14 protein-coding genes, 4 tRNA genes and 1 riboswitch are annotated in these 16,340 nt (G+C 31.0%); of the genes, 1 reads left to right on the forward strand and 17 read right to left on the reverse strand.

Annotated elements, in window-relative coordinates:
• Window positions 1-427 precede the first annotated feature (427 nt).
• The 8 genes from ACJDT4_RS08535 to ACJDT4_RS08570 all read right to left on the reverse strand — a co-directional run bounded on the left by ACJDT4_RS08535 (window position 428) and on the right by ACJDT4_RS08570 (window position 6,351).
• On the reverse strand, window positions 428-1,027 hold the full coding sequence (locus tag ACJDT4_RS08535) for a ComF family protein (RefSeq protein ID WP_406787140.1): 600 nt from the start codon (window positions 1,025-1,027) through the stop codon (window positions 428-430).
• Between the two features lie 53 nt (window positions 1,028-1,080).
• Window positions 1,081-2,076 (reverse strand): hypothetical protein, encoded by a 996-nt coding sequence (locus ACJDT4_RS08540; RefSeq protein WP_406787141.1) that lies wholly within the window; start codon window positions 2,074-2,076, stop codon window positions 1,081-1,083.
• A 24-nt stretch (window positions 2,077-2,100) separates the two neighbouring features.
• Complete coding sequence (gene recD2 / locus ACJDT4_RS08545) at window positions 2,101-4,317, reverse strand: SF1B family DNA helicase RecD2 (RefSeq protein WP_406787142.1); 2,217 nt, start codon at window positions 4,315-4,317, stop codon at window positions 2,101-2,103.
• A 280-nt stretch (window positions 4,318-4,597) separates the two neighbouring features.
• Window positions 4,598-5,773 carry a methionine adenosyltransferase gene (metK, locus tag ACJDT4_RS08550; protein ID WP_406787143.1) on the reverse strand — a complete coding sequence of 392 codons (1,176 nt, stop codon included), beginning with the start codon at window positions 5,771-5,773 and terminating at the stop codon, window positions 4,598-4,600.
• 66 nt (window positions 5,774-5,839) lie between these two features.
• Window positions 5,840-5,939: riboswitch (SAM riboswitch) on the reverse strand.
• A 65-nt stretch (window positions 5,940-6,004) separates the two neighbouring features.
• Window positions 6,005-6,089: transfer RNA gene (locus ACJDT4_RS08555), tRNA-Tyr, on the reverse strand.
• 5 nt (window positions 6,090-6,094) lie between these two features.
• A tRNA-Thr gene (locus tag ACJDT4_RS08560) sits at window positions 6,095-6,170 on the reverse strand.
• Between the two features lie 15 nt (window positions 6,171-6,185).
• Window positions 6,186-6,261, reverse strand: a tRNA-Val gene (locus ACJDT4_RS08565).
• Window positions 6,262-6,266: 5 nt separating this feature from the next.
• Window positions 6,267-6,351 (reverse strand) — tRNA-Tyr (locus tag ACJDT4_RS08570).
• A 303-nt stretch (window positions 6,352-6,654) separates the two neighbouring features.
• Here ACJDT4_RS08570 and yyaC point away from each other — a divergent pair.
• Window positions 6,655-7,212 carry a spore protease YyaC gene (gene yyaC, locus ACJDT4_RS08575; protein ID WP_406787144.1) on the forward strand — a complete coding sequence of 186 codons (558 nt, stop codon included), beginning with the start codon at window positions 6,655-6,657 and terminating at the stop codon, window positions 7,210-7,212.
• Between the two features lie 175 nt (window positions 7,213-7,387).
• Here the strand turns inward: yyaC and mreB are convergent, their stop codons facing one another.
• The 9 genes from mreB to atpG all read right to left on the reverse strand — a co-directional run bounded on the left by mreB (window position 7,388) and on the right by atpG (window position 16,316).
• Complete coding sequence (gene mreB, locus ACJDT4_RS08580) at window positions 7,388-8,416, reverse strand: rod shape-determining protein (protein ID WP_406787145.1); 1,029 nt, start codon at window positions 8,414-8,416, stop codon at window positions 7,388-7,390.
• 99 nt (window positions 8,417-8,515) lie between these two features.
• Window positions 8,516-8,770, reverse strand: coding sequence for a sporulation transcriptional regulator SpoIIID (gene spoIIID, locus ACJDT4_RS08585; protein WP_053242276.1), 255 nt, complete (start codon window positions 8,768-8,770; stop codon window positions 8,516-8,518).
• 99 nt (window positions 8,771-8,869) lie between these two features.
• Window positions 8,870-9,640: a peptidoglycan DD-metalloendopeptidase family protein gene (locus ACJDT4_RS08590; protein WP_406787146.1), complete on the reverse strand. Its 771-nt coding sequence runs from the start codon at window positions 9,638-9,640 to the stop codon at window positions 8,870-8,872.
• Between the two features lie 304 nt (window positions 9,641-9,944).
• Window positions 9,945-10,967 carry a stage II sporulation protein D gene (gene spoIID, locus ACJDT4_RS08595; protein WP_406787147.1) on the reverse strand — a complete coding sequence of 341 codons (1,023 nt, stop codon included), beginning with the start codon at window positions 10,965-10,967 and terminating at the stop codon, window positions 9,945-9,947.
• Between the two features lie 369 nt (window positions 10,968-11,336).
• The gene (murA, locus tag ACJDT4_RS08600; RefSeq protein ID WP_406787148.1) at window positions 11,337-12,590 is read right to left on the reverse strand and encodes a UDP-N-acetylglucosamine 1-carboxyvinyltransferase; all 1,254 of its coding nucleotides are present in this window, start codon (window positions 12,588-12,590) and stop codon (window positions 11,337-11,339) included.
• Between the two features lie 108 nt (window positions 12,591-12,698).
• Entirely contained in the window at window positions 12,699-13,379 is a 681-nt protein-coding gene (locus ACJDT4_RS08605; RefSeq protein ID WP_406787149.1) for a hypothetical protein, read from the reverse strand.
• Window positions 13,380-13,630: 251 nt separating this feature from the next.
• Window positions 13,631-14,038 (reverse strand): F0F1 ATP synthase subunit epsilon, encoded by a 408-nt coding sequence (locus ACJDT4_RS08610; protein WP_406787150.1) that lies wholly within the window; start codon window positions 14,036-14,038, stop codon window positions 13,631-13,633.
• Window positions 14,039-14,054: 16 nt separating this feature from the next.
• Window positions 14,055-15,452, reverse strand: a complete 1,398-nt coding sequence (gene atpD / locus ACJDT4_RS08615) for a F0F1 ATP synthase subunit beta (RefSeq protein WP_406787151.1) — start codon at window positions 15,450-15,452, stop codon at window positions 14,055-14,057.
• A gap of 12 nt (window positions 15,453-15,464) precedes the next feature.
• Window positions 15,465-16,316, reverse strand: a complete 852-nt coding sequence (atpG, locus tag ACJDT4_RS08620; RefSeq protein ID WP_406787152.1) for an ATP synthase F1 subunit gamma — start codon at window positions 16,314-16,316, stop codon at window positions 15,465-15,467.
• Between the last annotated feature and the right edge of the window lie 24 nt (window positions 16,317-16,340).

The following is a 16,340-nucleotide window of genomic DNA, read 5'->3' on the forward strand; positions in this document are numbered from 1 at the left end:
TAAAATAACTCATTTTTGTTTTTCTCAATATGCAAAATCTATTCTTATAAAAACATCAGAAAAACTAAATATTTAAATAGATAAGTTTATATATAGGAGATGAATTTAGATACAATTGTAGAAGCGGTCCATTTATAACTTTATATAAAGACATCAAATTCTATTTCTAACATGAAATACTATTAAAAAAGCATTTATATAAAAAATATATTAAGCTAGTTGACCTGGTCTTTGACCCCACACTCGCCTGCTGGAACTTTCGCTACCCGGAACTATCCTCTCACTACTAATTCTCTCGTAACTAAACGGCAGGACTTACTTCTAAACCGCACCATGCTCATTAAAACTTTGTTTAATTTACGTGGATCGCTTTGCCTGCGACTAGCATCGACTTTCAACCACAAACCTAACTTAATATATAATAATATTATATACTACTTTTTGCAGCAGTCAATACAATAACGCTTTTTGCTCCATTAGAAATTAAATTCTTTGCACAATAAAATCCAGTAGCACCTGTAGTAAAAACATCATCAACCAAAATAATTTTTCTATTCAATATAGCTTTTTCATTGCAGGCAGTAAAAGCACTTGATAAGTTTTGCCACCTCATTTTGCCATTTAACCCAATCTGGTCACTTGTCTTACTATTCTTTTCTAGATACTCTTTCACCGGCAGCTTTATCCTTTTAGAAAGTTCATTTGCAAGCAGCTTACTTTGATTATATCCTCTTCTTTTTAAGTCACCCTTTTCCATAGGTACAAATGTTATTTCATCAAATTTTATATTGTTTTTCATAATATAATTGTACATAAGATTTCCTAACACCTCTGCACATAGAAAATCTCTTTTGTATTTTAACCTTATAATCATTTCCTTTATGCTTTTTGAATAATACGCCACACTATAAAACTTTATGCATAAGTTTTCTTTCTCTACATAGAATTCGCCTTTACATAAACTTATATTTTTAAAGCACGAACCACATAGTAGTTTTTCATCAAATGCTTCTTCTCCACACAACACACACTTATAATCTGCACTGTAGAGCACACTAAAGAAACAATCCAATAAATATTTTATATAGAAAATAATCCTTCTTCCCATGCTGTTTTATTGAAATTCCTAGTTATATTTTTAGCCTTCTCTATTTCTTTATTTTCCTTATTGGTTATAAATATAGCTTCTCCTTTCCTTTTGTATCCTCCTCTTAACCTTCCACAGAAATATACAAGTGTTTTATAGCTAAATTTATTTTGCTCATAAAAATAAACTGCAACACTTATATTTTGTATATGTTCACAAACTCTTTCAAAATCATTTGTTATAATTATAGCCCCATTAACTTTATTTAATACATTTTTAGAACTATTATCTTTTCTATACAATAAGATTCTTTTATCAATTCCCAATTTTGAATATGTTAAATATCCAAATAAATTTAGCATCATATTTTCATCCGAAATTGGTATTACTACATTGTTCTTTATATTTATAAACCACTTAAGGTATTCAAATGCTACAAATGGCATATCTTTATTTATATTTACTCCTGTAGTTATAATTCTAGGCTCTACTATAGGCAGCATATCATTTCTAGCTGGTATATATATGGTTCTACAATTATCTAACATACTTTCAATTGAATACGCTATCACTCTACAATTATCATTTTTTAAGCTATCTAAAAGCTCTATTATTTCAATTCTACTGTATTGAGATAAGCTTCTTATATCATCATAAATAATCATGTCAAATCTTAAATTTAAATGAAATGCATTTTCATAGTTTGATACAACAACTTTAGTATCTTCATGCAGCTCATTTCCTCTATAATAAGAATATTCCTTAACCTGTGAATTATCCTTTATTAGTTTTAGAATTTCCACATTTCCATCCTTTTCTTCTGTAATGTACAATATCTTGTTACCAACTTTTACATTTTCAATTATTAATTCCAAAAAAACCTCACAGGTATTGTAAGGAGGAGAAACTATATTAAGATATTTTTCTTTTCCAAAATTCCAGTTAAGTATATGCTTCAATATATTTTGGTAACCTTCAATTTTACCCATAAAAACTTTCCTTTCAAATAATAATCAATTTTCTTTTCCATTTATTATTTCAGTTATTCTCCATTCAAGTCCTGAGTATCTAGTAAAACCCTTATTATTGCTTATCATAAATTGAATAGCTTTTTTTTGACCTACAATAACTACAAGCTGTTTAGCCCTTGTAATTGCCGTATATAAAAGATTTCTATTCATAAGAAGAGGAGGACCAACAAAAGATGGCATAATTACAACCGGAAATTCACTTCCCTGGCTTTTATGGATGGTAACAGCATATGCAAGAGACAACTCATCAAGATTAAGTCTTTCATATACAACTTCTCTTTCCTCATCAAACAAAACCACCAAATTATTGTCTTCATCTATATCAGATACAAAACCTATATCGCCGTTAAATACTCCCTCTCCTTCCTTCTCTCCTTCTCCTCCTTTTCTCTTCCATTTAATCATATAGTTATTTTTATTTTGCATAACCTTATCGCCTACTCTAAAGATAATATCTCTATACTTAATTTCCTTTTTAAATTTATCTTTAGGATTTAACACCTGCTGAAGGTTATTATTCATGTTTATAACACCCAAGGTTCCTTTTTTCATTGGAGTTATTATTTGTATATCTCTTATACTATCCCATTTCCTGTTATACTTAGGAAGTCGCTCACAACTCAAACTCAATATAGTATTTAATATAATGTCATGCTTTTCTTCGCTTATAAAATAAAAATCATTATTCTTCTTATTTAATATTGGCATTTCTCCATCATTTATTTTGTGAGCGTTAACTATAATCATGCTTTCCTTAGCCTGCCTAAATATTTCTTTAAGCTTAAATACCTTAACGCAATTACTTTCTATTAAATCGCGTAAAACATTGCCTGGTCCAACTGATGGAAGTTGATCAACATCACCAACTATGATAAGTCTTGTGCCAAGTCCTATAGCCTTTAGCAAGCTATGCATAAGCATTATATCTATCATTGAAGCTTCATCTATTATAACTACATCACACTGCAATATAGATTCCTCTGTTTTTTCAAAAAAATCTTCATCTTCATAGCCAAGTTCTAGCATTCTATGAATAGTTCTAGCCTCACTTCCCGTAGCTTCCGACATCCTTTTTGCAGCTCTCCCGGTTGGTGCAGCCATAAATACCTTCATCGATAACTCTTCAAATATAGACGTTATGCATCTTATTATTGTGGTTTTTCCTGTTCCGGGTCCCCCTGTTATAATCTCAACTCCATTAGTAATTGCCCCTTCTATCGCATCTTTTTGTGATGCTGCAAATTCTATATTGTTTTCTTTTTCAAATTCTTTTATTTTAGAATTTATATCTATTTCAATTTCCTTGTATTTATCATAAGCAAGAGTTATTATTTTTCTTGTAACTCCGAGTTCACTATAATAGTACGGCATTGTATAAACACAATTTTCATTATTTATAATCTCAACTTTTAATTTTTGAGAAAGCGTACATTCATATATTGCTTTTTCAATATCGTCTTTACGAACCTGAAGTATCTTAATAGAATCTCTTATTAAGTCTTCAATTGGCATATATGTATTACCCATTGCACAAAACTCATTTACTACATAAGTTATTCCACTTTGAATTCTAAAAGGAGAATTTGCTTCTATCCCAAGACTTCTAGCAATCTTATCTGCAGTTTTAAATCCAATGCCAGAAATTGTATCGGTAAGTATGTATGGATTTTCTTTTACAACCTCTATGGCTTTTGATTTATATTTTTTATATATTTTTACACACTGATTAGGAGTAACTCCATATGTCTGAAGAAAAATCATAATGTTTCTTATTTCCCTTTGCTGTGAATAGGATTCATATATAAGCTCTATTTTTTTATCTCCTATTCCTTCAATTTCTCTTAATCTATATACATCGTTGTCAAGTATTTCTAGTGTTTTATCTCCAAACTTATTAACTATTTTTTTTGCTGTTACAGGGCCTATTCCAGAAATAACTCCCGATGCTAGATACTTTTCAATTCCAACCAACGAGTTTGGTAAAACTTCATCACATTTTTCCACTTTAAATTGTTGACCAAACTGCGGATGAACAGTCCATTCTCCTGAAACTTTAAGTGATTGTCCTTCCATTATATATGGTATACATCCAGTTATGGTTATTTTTTTAGAATTTTCATCCTCGGTTACTGCAACCACATAACCATTTTCTTCATTTTTAAATACAATTGATTCAACCACGCACTGAAGTTCTTCCATATTAAATCTCCTTACTATAAACAAAATACTTTAGTTAAAAAAAAAGATACAGTTATCGTATCTCTCCTAACAATTATAGCGTTTTTACATAACTTTCTCAATTATATGTAATAATAAAACTACTCAAACGAGCTTCTAACTCATAACTCTTTTCATTATATATTTTACCATTATAAAAAAAACATGCAAACTTTATTTTAAAACACAGGCTGCTTTAAATTTATTATTTTATGCAAAAAAAGACCAATATATATAATACTAGTCTTTTTCGCACTATTTTCTAAAATAATTTTTTTATTTCTTCAACCTTATCTAATTTTTCCCAAGGAACATCAATGTCAGTTCTTCCAAAATGCCCATAAGCTGCCACCTGCTTATATATAGGTCTTCTAAGATCTAAATCTCTTATTATTGCTCCAGGTCTCAAATCAAAAACCTTTTGAACTATTTCAACTATTTTATCATCTGAAACCTTTCCTGTTCCAAAGGTATCAACTTCTATAGAAACAGGTTTTGCAACTCCTATTGCATAAGCAAGTTCAATTTCTAATTTATCTGCCACTCCAGCTGCCACAAGGTTTTTAGCAACCCATCTTGCAGCATACGCAGCTGATCTATCAACTTTAGTAGGATCTTTTCCAGAAAATGCTCCACCACCGTGTCTGCCGTATCCTCCATAAGTATCAACAATTATTTTTCTTCCAGTAAGGCCCGAATCACCTTGAGGTCCTCCAATAACAAATCTTCCTGTAGGATTTATATAATATTTAGTGTCCTTATCAAGAAGTTCCTCTGGTATTACTGGTTTAATAACTTTTTCAATAATATCTTTTTCAATTTGTTCATGAGTTGCATCTGGACCATGCTGTGTAGATACAACTATAGCATCAACTCTTACAGGTTTATTATCATCATATTCAATAGTAACCTGCGTTTTACCATCTGGTCTTAAATAATCTATAGTTTTATCTTTTCTTACTTCAGAAAGCTTCCTTGCAAGTTTATGTGCAAGTGATATTGGCATTGGCATATATTCTGGTGTTTCATTTGTTGCAAAACCAAACATCATTCCTTGATCTCCAGCACCAATTGCGTCTATTTTATCCATTTCACCTTTTTTAGCTTCTAATGCTTCATTAACTCCCATAGCAATATCACTTGATTGCTCATCTATAGATGTAACTACAGCACATGTATCACAGTCAAATCCATACTTAGCTCTTGTATATCCTATCTCTCTTATAGTGTTTCTTACGACACTTGGAATATCAACATAGCAATTAGTTGATATTTCTCCCATTACATTAACAATTCCAGTTGTAACAGTAGTTTCACAAGCAACTCTAGCATTTTTATCTCTTTCAAGAAGTGCATCTAAGACAGCATCTGAAATTTGATCACATATTTTGTCAGGATGTCCTTCTGTTACAGATTCAGACGTAAATAATCTCTTCATTTAATATTCCTCCCTTAAAAAAAATTAAAGTCTCTTCAATAAGAAGAGACTTTTAAATTCAAATCTCTCTTATCTCGCAGAAAACTGCAGGAATTGGCACCTTAATGCAAATGCATCGGTTGCCGGGTTTCATCGGGCCATTTCCCTCCACCTCTCTTGATAAGAGTAACTACAAACTATATTATACACTTTTTAAACATAAAATAAAAGACACTAATGTGTCAAAATAATTGGTGGAGGAAGATGGATTCGAACCATCGAAAGCTGAGCTAACAGATTTACAGTCTGCCCCCTTTGGCCACTCGGGAATTCCTCCACATCTGGTGCTGGCAGAAGGAATTGAACCCTCAACCTACTGATTACAAGTCAGTTGCTCTACCAATTGAGCTATGCCAGCGTATTAAATTTTGTATGGTGGGCACTACAGGGCTCGAACCTGTGACCCTCTGCTTGTAAGGCAGATGCTCTCCCAGCTGAGCTAAGCGCCCATACTTGGTGGAGGAAGATGGATTCGAACCATCGAAAGCTGAGCTAACAGATTTACAGTCTGCCCCCTTTGGCCACTCGGGAATTCCTCCACATTTAATTTATTAAACTTTAATTCTCAGTCGGAAGCTTCTCTCTCGCACCGACAAATAGTAGTATACATTGATAATATAAAAAAATCAATTCTTATTATGTACCAATACTCATAATTATATTAGTATACGTACTTTTTTCTCGTTATTTCTCCCTTTTAAGCACATGAATGTAAACTGATATACGACATAAATATTTAAACTTTCTATAGTTTTGCATAATAATATTTTTTTATTTGCATCTACAATAAAAAATAATATTAATTAAAAATTCCTCATATAGATTATTAGGAGGTGATTTTATTGAACAAAATAAGAACTTTATATAATGCTCCAATGTCTTATTTTAAAATTTCAAACTTCTTGCAAAAATATATAAACGATAATACAATAATTGTATGCATTGGAACAGACAGATGTATTGGAGATTGTCTTGGTCCTATGGTGGGTACAATGCTAAAAGAAAAGTTTTTCCCACTAAATGTATATGGAACAATTTCTGATCCAATACATGCCTTAAATTTAGATAAGAAACTATCAGAAATTAAAAGCAAACATATTGCATCAACAATTATTGGTATAGATGCTTGTTTGGGAGATTCTGAAAATATAGGTGAAATACAAATACGTGATTACGCAATACATCCAGGAAAAGGCGTTGGAAAATCACTTCCCGATGTAGGTGAAGTATCTATAATAGGAATAGTAGATTCATGTGAAAGCAATGAATTATTCACAAATAGAAATATACGCTTAAATTTAATATTTCAAATGTCAAAAACCATAACCCAAGCAATACTTCATTCTTATTATCTTTATGCTAATTTTAACAATGTGACTTCGATTCCAAAACACAATTAATTACATTTTATTTTTTATATTAATCAAGACAACTCTAACTTTTTAAACGACTTCAAATAATAAAATAACCATCCAACGCTATTGACATGGAAGTATTTTTATATAGATTATAAAAAAACAAAATAGAAAGCATATTCTGCTCTCTATTTTGGCTATGTTTAGTTTCACAAATTATTTATCGCTCTATTATAGTTATGTCATCCACTGTTAAATCTAATTTATCTACATAATCAAGGACTTTTCCAGTACCTAAAGCTACACATGATATAGGATCTTCTGCAACATATACAGGTACTCTTGTAACCTCTTCAATAAGCTTATCTAAGCCATTTAAAAGAGCTCCTCCACCTGTCATAGTTATTCCCTTGTCTGATATATCTGCTGCAAGTTCTGGTGGAGTTTTTTCAAGTACTGAATGTGCACAATCTGCTATTGAATTTACAGCTTCTTTAAGCGCTTCTCTCATTTCTTCTGAAGAAACTTCTACGTTTTTAGGAAGTCCTGTTATAAGATCTCTTCCTCTAATTTCCATATTGTCTTCTATTTCCTTCTTGTAAGCAGACCCAATATTTATTTTTAGATCTTCTGCCGTTCTTTCACCAATCATTAACTTGTGTTTTTTTCTTATGTACTTTATAATAGCCTCATCAAACATGTCTCCAGCTACTTTTATTGAACTTCTAACTACCATGCCACCAAGAGAAATTACGGCTATATCTGTTGTACCACCACCTATATCTATTACCATATTACCACTTGCTTTAGTGATATCTAGTCCAGCACCTATTGCTGCTGCTAATGGTTCCTCTATTAAACAAACCTTTTTTGCTCCTGCGTTTACAGCAGCATCCTTTACTGCTCTCTTTTCTACGCCAGTAGCCTCACAAGGAACACATATAACAATTTTAGGTGCAGACATTCTTCTTTTTCCACAAGCTTTTTGTATAAAATGCTTAAGCATCTTCTCTGTTATATCATAATCAGAAATAACTCCATCTCTTAATGGACGTATTGCAACGATACTTCCGGGTGTTCTTCCAATCATCTGCCTCGCTTCTTCGCCAACCGCTAATACCTCGTTTGTATTACGATTTATAGCAACAACAGATGGTTCTTTTAAAGTTATCCCTTTTCCTTTTAAGTATACAAGAACGGTAGCTGTACCTAGATCTATACCCATATCATTTCCTATACTAAAAAACATTCCTCTATTCACTCCATCTCCTACGTTTATTTTTCACTATTTCAATATTATGGAAATACATAAAAGTATCTCCTTTATACTATTATAGTAGGAATGTTTTTAACCTTCAATAGCTTTGTATTTCATTTTAGTAGCTTTGCCACCTCTTATATGTCTCTCTGCTTTATTAAGTTCAAGTACGCCCTTAGCCATTTCAGCTATTTGAGGATTTATTTGAGGTAATCTCTCTGTCATATCCTTGTGTATAGTACTTTTACTTACACCAAATACTTTAGCAGTTTTCCTTATAGTAGCTTTAGATTCGATAATATACTTTGCAACTTCCATAACTCTTTCCTCAATGTAATCTTTCAAAGTTGCTACCTCCTTAACCCTTCTATTTAATAAATATGCGCTTACAATATCATAAATTACTTTTGTAAATTCATTTACAACCTTTTAAAAATCAAATTTTTACTTTGTATTTAAAATTTTTTCTGGGTCAACAGCTAAATATGTTCCATCCTTTTGCTTTTGATCGATTTCAAAATAAACGCAGCTTGTATCTGTAATTAGTTTATTACTATAATTACTGTCTCCTATTTTTCCTAAACTTTGACCCTGTTTAACACTATCATTTGGTTTTACAGCTATGCTTTTTTCATCTAAGTTATCATATATTGTTATATAACCACTGTTATCATTTAAAATAGTGACTTTTCCTCCATCTACAGCTTTAACTACTCCATCCATAGCTGCAGAGACACTCATATCTTTATCTGGTTTAATATATTCACCTTGTACGTTAGTATATTTCCCATTTTTTGAATACCATGTATCATACTTAACAGCTACACTTCCATTTTGAATTGGTTTTACAAAAAGCTTTTTAACAACATTACTAGTAGATGCCGGTACTGAATTTTGTTCAGTCTTTTTAGTTAAATTAGTATTCTTATTAACCTGCTCTGCATTCTCTATATTTTTACTTGCTGCATTATTTTTTTCCTCATCTTTTGATAATTTCATAGAAGTTTTTGAATCTTTATGCGATTTATCCACCTTCTGTTGTGTTTGTCTAACAGATGAAACGCTTCTACTTTTGGGTTTTAAATTAACGTACGCTGCTACTCCTGCAATAATGCATAAACATACAAATAAAGCTATATAAAACCCATCCTTCTTAAATAAGTTAATAAATTTACTTTGATTTTTATTTTGGTTTTTATTCCAATCATTGTTCATTACTAACACCTCCTTTTAGTATTGTGTCCATAACTTAGAAAAAAATACATTTAATATAATTTTTTTTAGATTTTATTGTAAAAAAATTACGAAGTAACAACACTTAGATATATTAATAATCTAAATATTGTTACTTCGTTAAAATTTTAAAGATATATATTTAAAATAATTTTATAATTTAATTAATCTACCTTATTGAAAAATAATAAACCAATTATAACTATAAGCTAAACAAAGCTCAGTTTTATAATCTTAACCTCAACATTTCCCAACCTTAATGTAATTTCAGCATATCTAATCTACATTATTTAAGTTCTTTAATCTCAATTCCTGTATAATAATGCTTAAGTATTTGATCATATTTACACCCACTTTTAGCCATGGCTTCAGCTCCCCATTGACTCATTCCAAGACCATGACCATATCCAGTACAATCAAATTCAAATCCACTAACATTGCACTTTATTTGAAAATTAGTAGAATTAAGGCCCATAATACTCCTAAACTTACTTCCTGATATGGTTGTATTTCCAATCTTTATTGTCTTTACACTTCCAGTCTTATTTCTTTCTAAAACTTCTACAGAATTTCTAACATTAATTAAATTAAGCTTACTTTTAGGAAATATATCATTAACTTTATTTATAAAACTTATATAGCTGATATTAACTTTACTTTTATATTTTCTCACACCTTCTTCTCCGGGACTTGGTACACTTTTTAAATATTGAATATTTTCACCAAGTACTTCTTTGGCATCTTCAGTTTCACCGCTACTTACTGCAAAGTAATACGGTTCCATAACTAACTTATTGTTATACATGAGTACTTGTCCGTTTGTTTCCTTCACAGCTTCATAAACTTTATTCCAATACTCGTCTCTTGATTTTACTGGCCATTTGCTTAGTCTTTCTTCCTTTCCCATGTACACTTGACAATCTATAGAATCTGTAACATCAGCTCCGTGAGCACCTTTATATTTTTGTCCTCCATAGGCACTAATATGTGCTACTGCAAAAGTTCTTGCTGCAACAGCCTGTGCTTTAAGTGCTTCCTTATCAAATTCAATTGGCATTTCAGCACAAACTACACCAACAACATAATCCTCTAAATTTATAGTAATTATTTTATTACTACTAGTAATATATACATCTATATTACCATCCTTCTTATTTTCACTGCTCTTATTTTGCTTATTAAAATCATAGTTTATTTTGGGCAATATATTTAAGTTTAAATTATTCTTGCCCAATCCTATTACAAGTATAGATACAACAAAAATAAATATTAAGCAAAATGTCACGGCAAATATGATCTTTTTTATCATCTTTTCATCCCCCAGCTTGCAAACTTTTATATTAAAAGCAAAAATAACTTTATACTATACTATTTAATATATTAAATAAATATTACTTTGTTTAATTAATAAAACTAGGAACTATGACAATGAATTAATAACATCTCTTTTAATTTATTAGTCCTTATATGTAAAAAATGAAATATTATTAGTTAAAGCTATATATAAAAGAGCATATAAAGATTTGTATAAATAAATCTTTATATGCTCTTTTATATATATATTTAATCTTTAAGCCAAATAAATTATATCTTAAACCTGCCGCCCAAACCCCAGTTTTCAGCAAGTGCCTATATTACGTTATAGAATCACATGGGCTGCCGCCCAAACCCCAGTGGTTTACATTCTTTTTATATCGGCACCTAGATTTTGAAGTTTCTTTTCTATACTTACATAACCTCTATCTACATGATAAATATCAGTTACTTCAGTTTCACCTTCAGCTGCTAGAGCTAATAGAATAAGTGCTGCTCCTGCCCTTAAATCTGTGGCTTTTACACTACATCCAGTAAATTCAGTTCCTCCATGTATAATTGCACTTCTGCCGTCAATTTTGATATTAGCACCCATACGTGTCATTTCAGGAACATGCATAAATCTATTTTCAAAAATTGTTTCTGTTATAACACTAGTACCATCCACACAACACAAAAGTGCCATTATCTGTGGCTGCATATCAGTTGGAAATCCTGGGTATGGCATTGTTTTTATATCAACAGGTTTTAATTTTCTTCTACCATCAACAATTAAACTATTATCGTATTTTTCCATACATACTCCCATTTCTGCGAGTTTAGCTATTATAGGCTTTATATGTTCCTCATTAATGCCATTTATCTTTATTAAGCTTTTACTTATTACGGCCGCAATCATAAAAGTCCCAACCTCGATTCTATCATAGATAGGCCTATAAGTAACACCTTTTAACTTCTTTACGCCTTTAATAGTAATTCTATCTGTTCCAATACCACTTATATTAGCTCCCATCTTATTTAAGAAATTTGATAAATCTGCAACTTCTGGTTCCTCAGCTGCATTTTCTATTATAGTTTCACCTTCTGCTAAAACAGATGCCATTATAATATTTTCCGTGGCACCTACTGATGGAAAATCTAGGTATATCTTACTTCCTAAAAGTTTGCTAGTGCTAGCCTCAACAAATCCATGATCTATATTTATATTTACTCCCAAAGCTTTAAATCCTTTAAGATGTAAATCTACTGGTCTAGTACCTATGTTACACCCTCCTGGAAGTGCCATTTTCACCTTACCAAATCTCGAAATCATTGGACCTGCAATAAAAAATGATCCTCTCATTTTTCTAACAAGTTCACTGTCAATATCTGTGCATTTTACATATGAAGTATCTATTTCAAGTTTATTTTCAAGTAAATCTATATTAATTTTTGCTCCAAGTGTTTTTAATAAATCAGTAATCACAAACACATCTAGAAGCATAGGACAATTCTCTATTACACATTTATCGCCACTCAAAATGGTAGCGGCTATTATAGGTAAAACTGCATTTTTAGCTGAACTTATATTCACCTCACCACTTAGAGTTTCCCCACCCTTTATAATAAATTTACTCATTTTAATCCTCCACTCATAACTTGTTTATAATTCACTGTTCTTAATAAATAATTAATTTAGTCATAATTATTTATCTATTATAATATACATTATATATAAATATTATTTTTAATAATTTATGTTCAAAATCGGTGTGCCAATTATGACATAATTTCCATCATTATACTTACATACAGCGTAATTTAAATCTACCTTTTTGTTATCATCAAATATATAGTCATATTTCCCTGTATAAAGTGTTGTACTTAAAATTTTATTCATCCTTGTAGTCTTTAAGTTTTTAGCTCTCTTTTTAATAAAATAGCTCTTAATATTATTATTTATTATATTAATATTTTTTATTTTGCTCTTAGCTTTTATATAAATATAAGAAACACTTTTATAGTTAATTGGTTTTATAACTTTTCTTTTTAATTCGTTAATAATATTTTTATCGGTAAGCAATTTTACATGTATTAAAATATCATAATTACTGGCTTTTTTTATGCTTTCAATATATCCAGATAATTGTTTATTATTAAACTCCACACAATAGTTTTTTCCGTCATCAATCGTTATTCTTTTATTATTAAATTTCATTACTTCGAGCCAAGTTTTACATTCCTTTTTTCCATTAGTATTTGTATTATACTTAGTATCTACTCCAATTTCTTCAATAGTACTATTAGTCCTTTTTAATGCATTGTTTAAATAATCTTCATTAGTTTCTGCACTTATTTTTACTACATAAGTGTTTGTAATTAGTGCTAATATAAATAAAATTACAACAAAAAATTTTTTATTATCCATTTATTTCCCCCTCTTTCCATTAAGATTATTCACTAATTTTAAAATTTTATTCTAAAAAGAGGGAAAATTAAATTTTAGTAATTATAAATTTACTCTTTATATATTATTAATATATATAAATCATCTGTGAAGTGTGAATGAAAATGTAAGGTTGGTGGACTATTGCAGTTTTTAATTTATGTAAAATTAAAACTAATTATGCCTTTTCAAAAAATAAAAAAACCAGAAAATAAATTTCTGGTTTTTTTTTATTATCTACCTTTAACTTTCATTCTTTCAAGTGCTCTTGATAAAGCTAATTCTGCCCTTTTAACATCAATATTATCGCCTTTAGCATCTCTAAGCCTTTTTTCAGCTCTTTCCTTTGCCTTTTCAGCTCTATTAACGTCAATCTCTTCTGGCCATTCACTAGCATCACACATAAATGTAACCTCTGATGCTCCTACATTTAAAACTCCTGTAGACGTAAAAGCTTTTTTCTCGGTACCATCTGCTTGAATGAACTTAGTTTCTGTTGGCTGCAAAAAAGCAACCATATCTGAGTGATTCGCAAGTATACCTAATCCACCTTCAACAGTTCTTGTGGAAATTTCACTTACTTCTCCAACATAAAAAGTCTTTTGAGGAGTTAGTATGCTCAATTTTATGTTCGTTGCCATACAAAATCACTCCTTTTTAGCTTTCCATCATTTTTTTAGCTTTTTCTCTTACATCTTCAATAGTACCTGCAAGTAAAAATGCAGCCTCTGGAAGATCATCACATTTACCATCAAGAATTTCCTTAAAGCTTCTTATAGTGTCTTTTACAGGTACATATTGGCCTGGTATTCCTGTAAACTGCTCAGCAACACTAAATGCTTGTGAAAGAAATCTTTGAATTCTTCTTGCTCTTCCAACAAGCAATCTATCATCTTCTGAAAGCTCATCAACACCAAGTATTGCAATTATATCTTGAAGTTCTGCATATCTTTCAAGTATGTGCTTAACTTTGTTCGCAATTTCATAGTGTTCTTCTCCAACAATTCTTGGATCAAGTATTCTTGATGATGATTCAAGAGGATCAACTGCTGGATATATTCCAAGTGCAGATATCGATCTTGAAAGAACTGTTGTTGCATCAAGATGTGAGAATGTTGTTGCTGGTGCAGGGTCAGTAAGGTCATCAGCAGGTACATATACAGCCTGAACAGATGTAATTGATCCTTGCTTTGTTGAAGTTATTCTTTCTTGAAGAGCACCCATTTCATTTGAAAGTGTTGGTTGGTAACCAACGGCACTAGGTATTCTTCCAAGTAAAGCTGAAACTTCCGAACCAGCCTGTGTAAATCTAAATATATTATCTATGAATAAAAGTACATCCTGACCTTGATCTCTAAAATATTCAGCCATTGTAAGTCCTGTTAAAGCAACTCTCATTCTTGAACCAGGTGGCTCATTCATTTGACCAAATACAAGAGCAGTTTTATCAATAACTCCAGATTCTTTCATTTCATAATAAAGGTCATTACCTTCTCTTGTTCTTTCCCCAACACCTGTGAATACTGATAATCCACCGTGTTCTTTAGCTATATTATTTATAAGTTCCTGAATAAGAACTGTCTTACCAACACCAGCACCACCGAATAAACCTATCTTTCCACCTCTTTGATATGGAGCAAGTAAATCTATAACCTTAATACCTGTTTCAAACATCTCTGGATGAACTGATTGTTCTTCAAATGTTGGAGCTGGTCTGTGTATTGGATAATATTCATCGGCTTCGACGCTTCCAACCTCATCTATAGGCTGACCTAATACATTAAAAAGACGACCTAAAACAGATTTACCAACTGGTACTGATATTGGCTTACCAGTATTTATTGCTTCCATTCCTCTTTTTAATCCATCGGTACCCTCCATAGATATTGTTCTAACAATATCATCACCTATATGCTGTTCAACTTCAGCAATAAGCTTTTTATCTCCCATATTTATTTCAATTGCATTATAAATATCAGGAAGGTTTTCTGCATCAAATCTAATATCAACGACAGGTCCTATTACCTGAACAATTTTACCTACATGTTCTGGCATCAGTTTCCCTCCTTATTTAAGAGCCTCCGCTCCTCCAACTATTTCTGTAATTTCTTGAGTAATAGCACTTTGTCTGATTCTGTTATACTGAAGATTTAAATTATCAAGCAATTCATTGGCATTCTTAGTTGCACTATCCATAGATGACATTCTAGATGCCTGTTCACTAGCTTTAGAATTTAATAATAAATTAAATACTTGCTGTTCTAAATGCAACTTAATTGCTCGACTAAGTAAAATATCAGAACTAGGTTCAAACTCAGCTATACTCATGCTATTATCTGACTCCTTAGCTTCAAGCGGAAGTATTTTTTTTATTTCAATATCCTGTTTCATGGTAGAAATAAATTTTGTATAAACCATATAAACTTCGCCTACATCACTATTTTCATAAAGCCTTAAAGCATGCTCTGCTATCTCTTTAGCTTCCGCTAATCCTGGCTCATTTGGAATATCAACATATTCAGCAGTAGTTTCATACTTAAGTCTCCTAAAATATGCTCTTCCTTTTTGACCAACTGTTATAAGTAAAGATTTATCCTTTTCTTTAGACATAACCTCATCTGCAGCAGAAACAACGGCTCCATTAAAGCCTCCACAAAGGCCAGAATCTGAAGTTAAAGCTATATAAAGCTTCTTTTCACTCTTGTTTCCAGCAACATATATATTGTCATTATCAGAAGATTTTACGATTTTACTCATAACATCATTAAAAGCTTCATAATACGCTTTATTTCCTTCAAGATTCTGCCTTGATTTTCTTAAATTAGAGGTAGCTATAAGTGACATGGCGTTTGTTATTTTTCTAGTATTAGTGATAGACTTAATTCTTCTCTTTATCTTTATAAGTCCTGCTCCTGCCATACTTCACCTCCCGCATAGGAACTC

It is taken from the genome of Clostridium neuense (assembly GCF_045310695.1).
Lineage (GTDB): Bacteria > Bacillota > Clostridia > Clostridiales > Clostridiaceae > Clostridium_S > Clostridium_S neuense.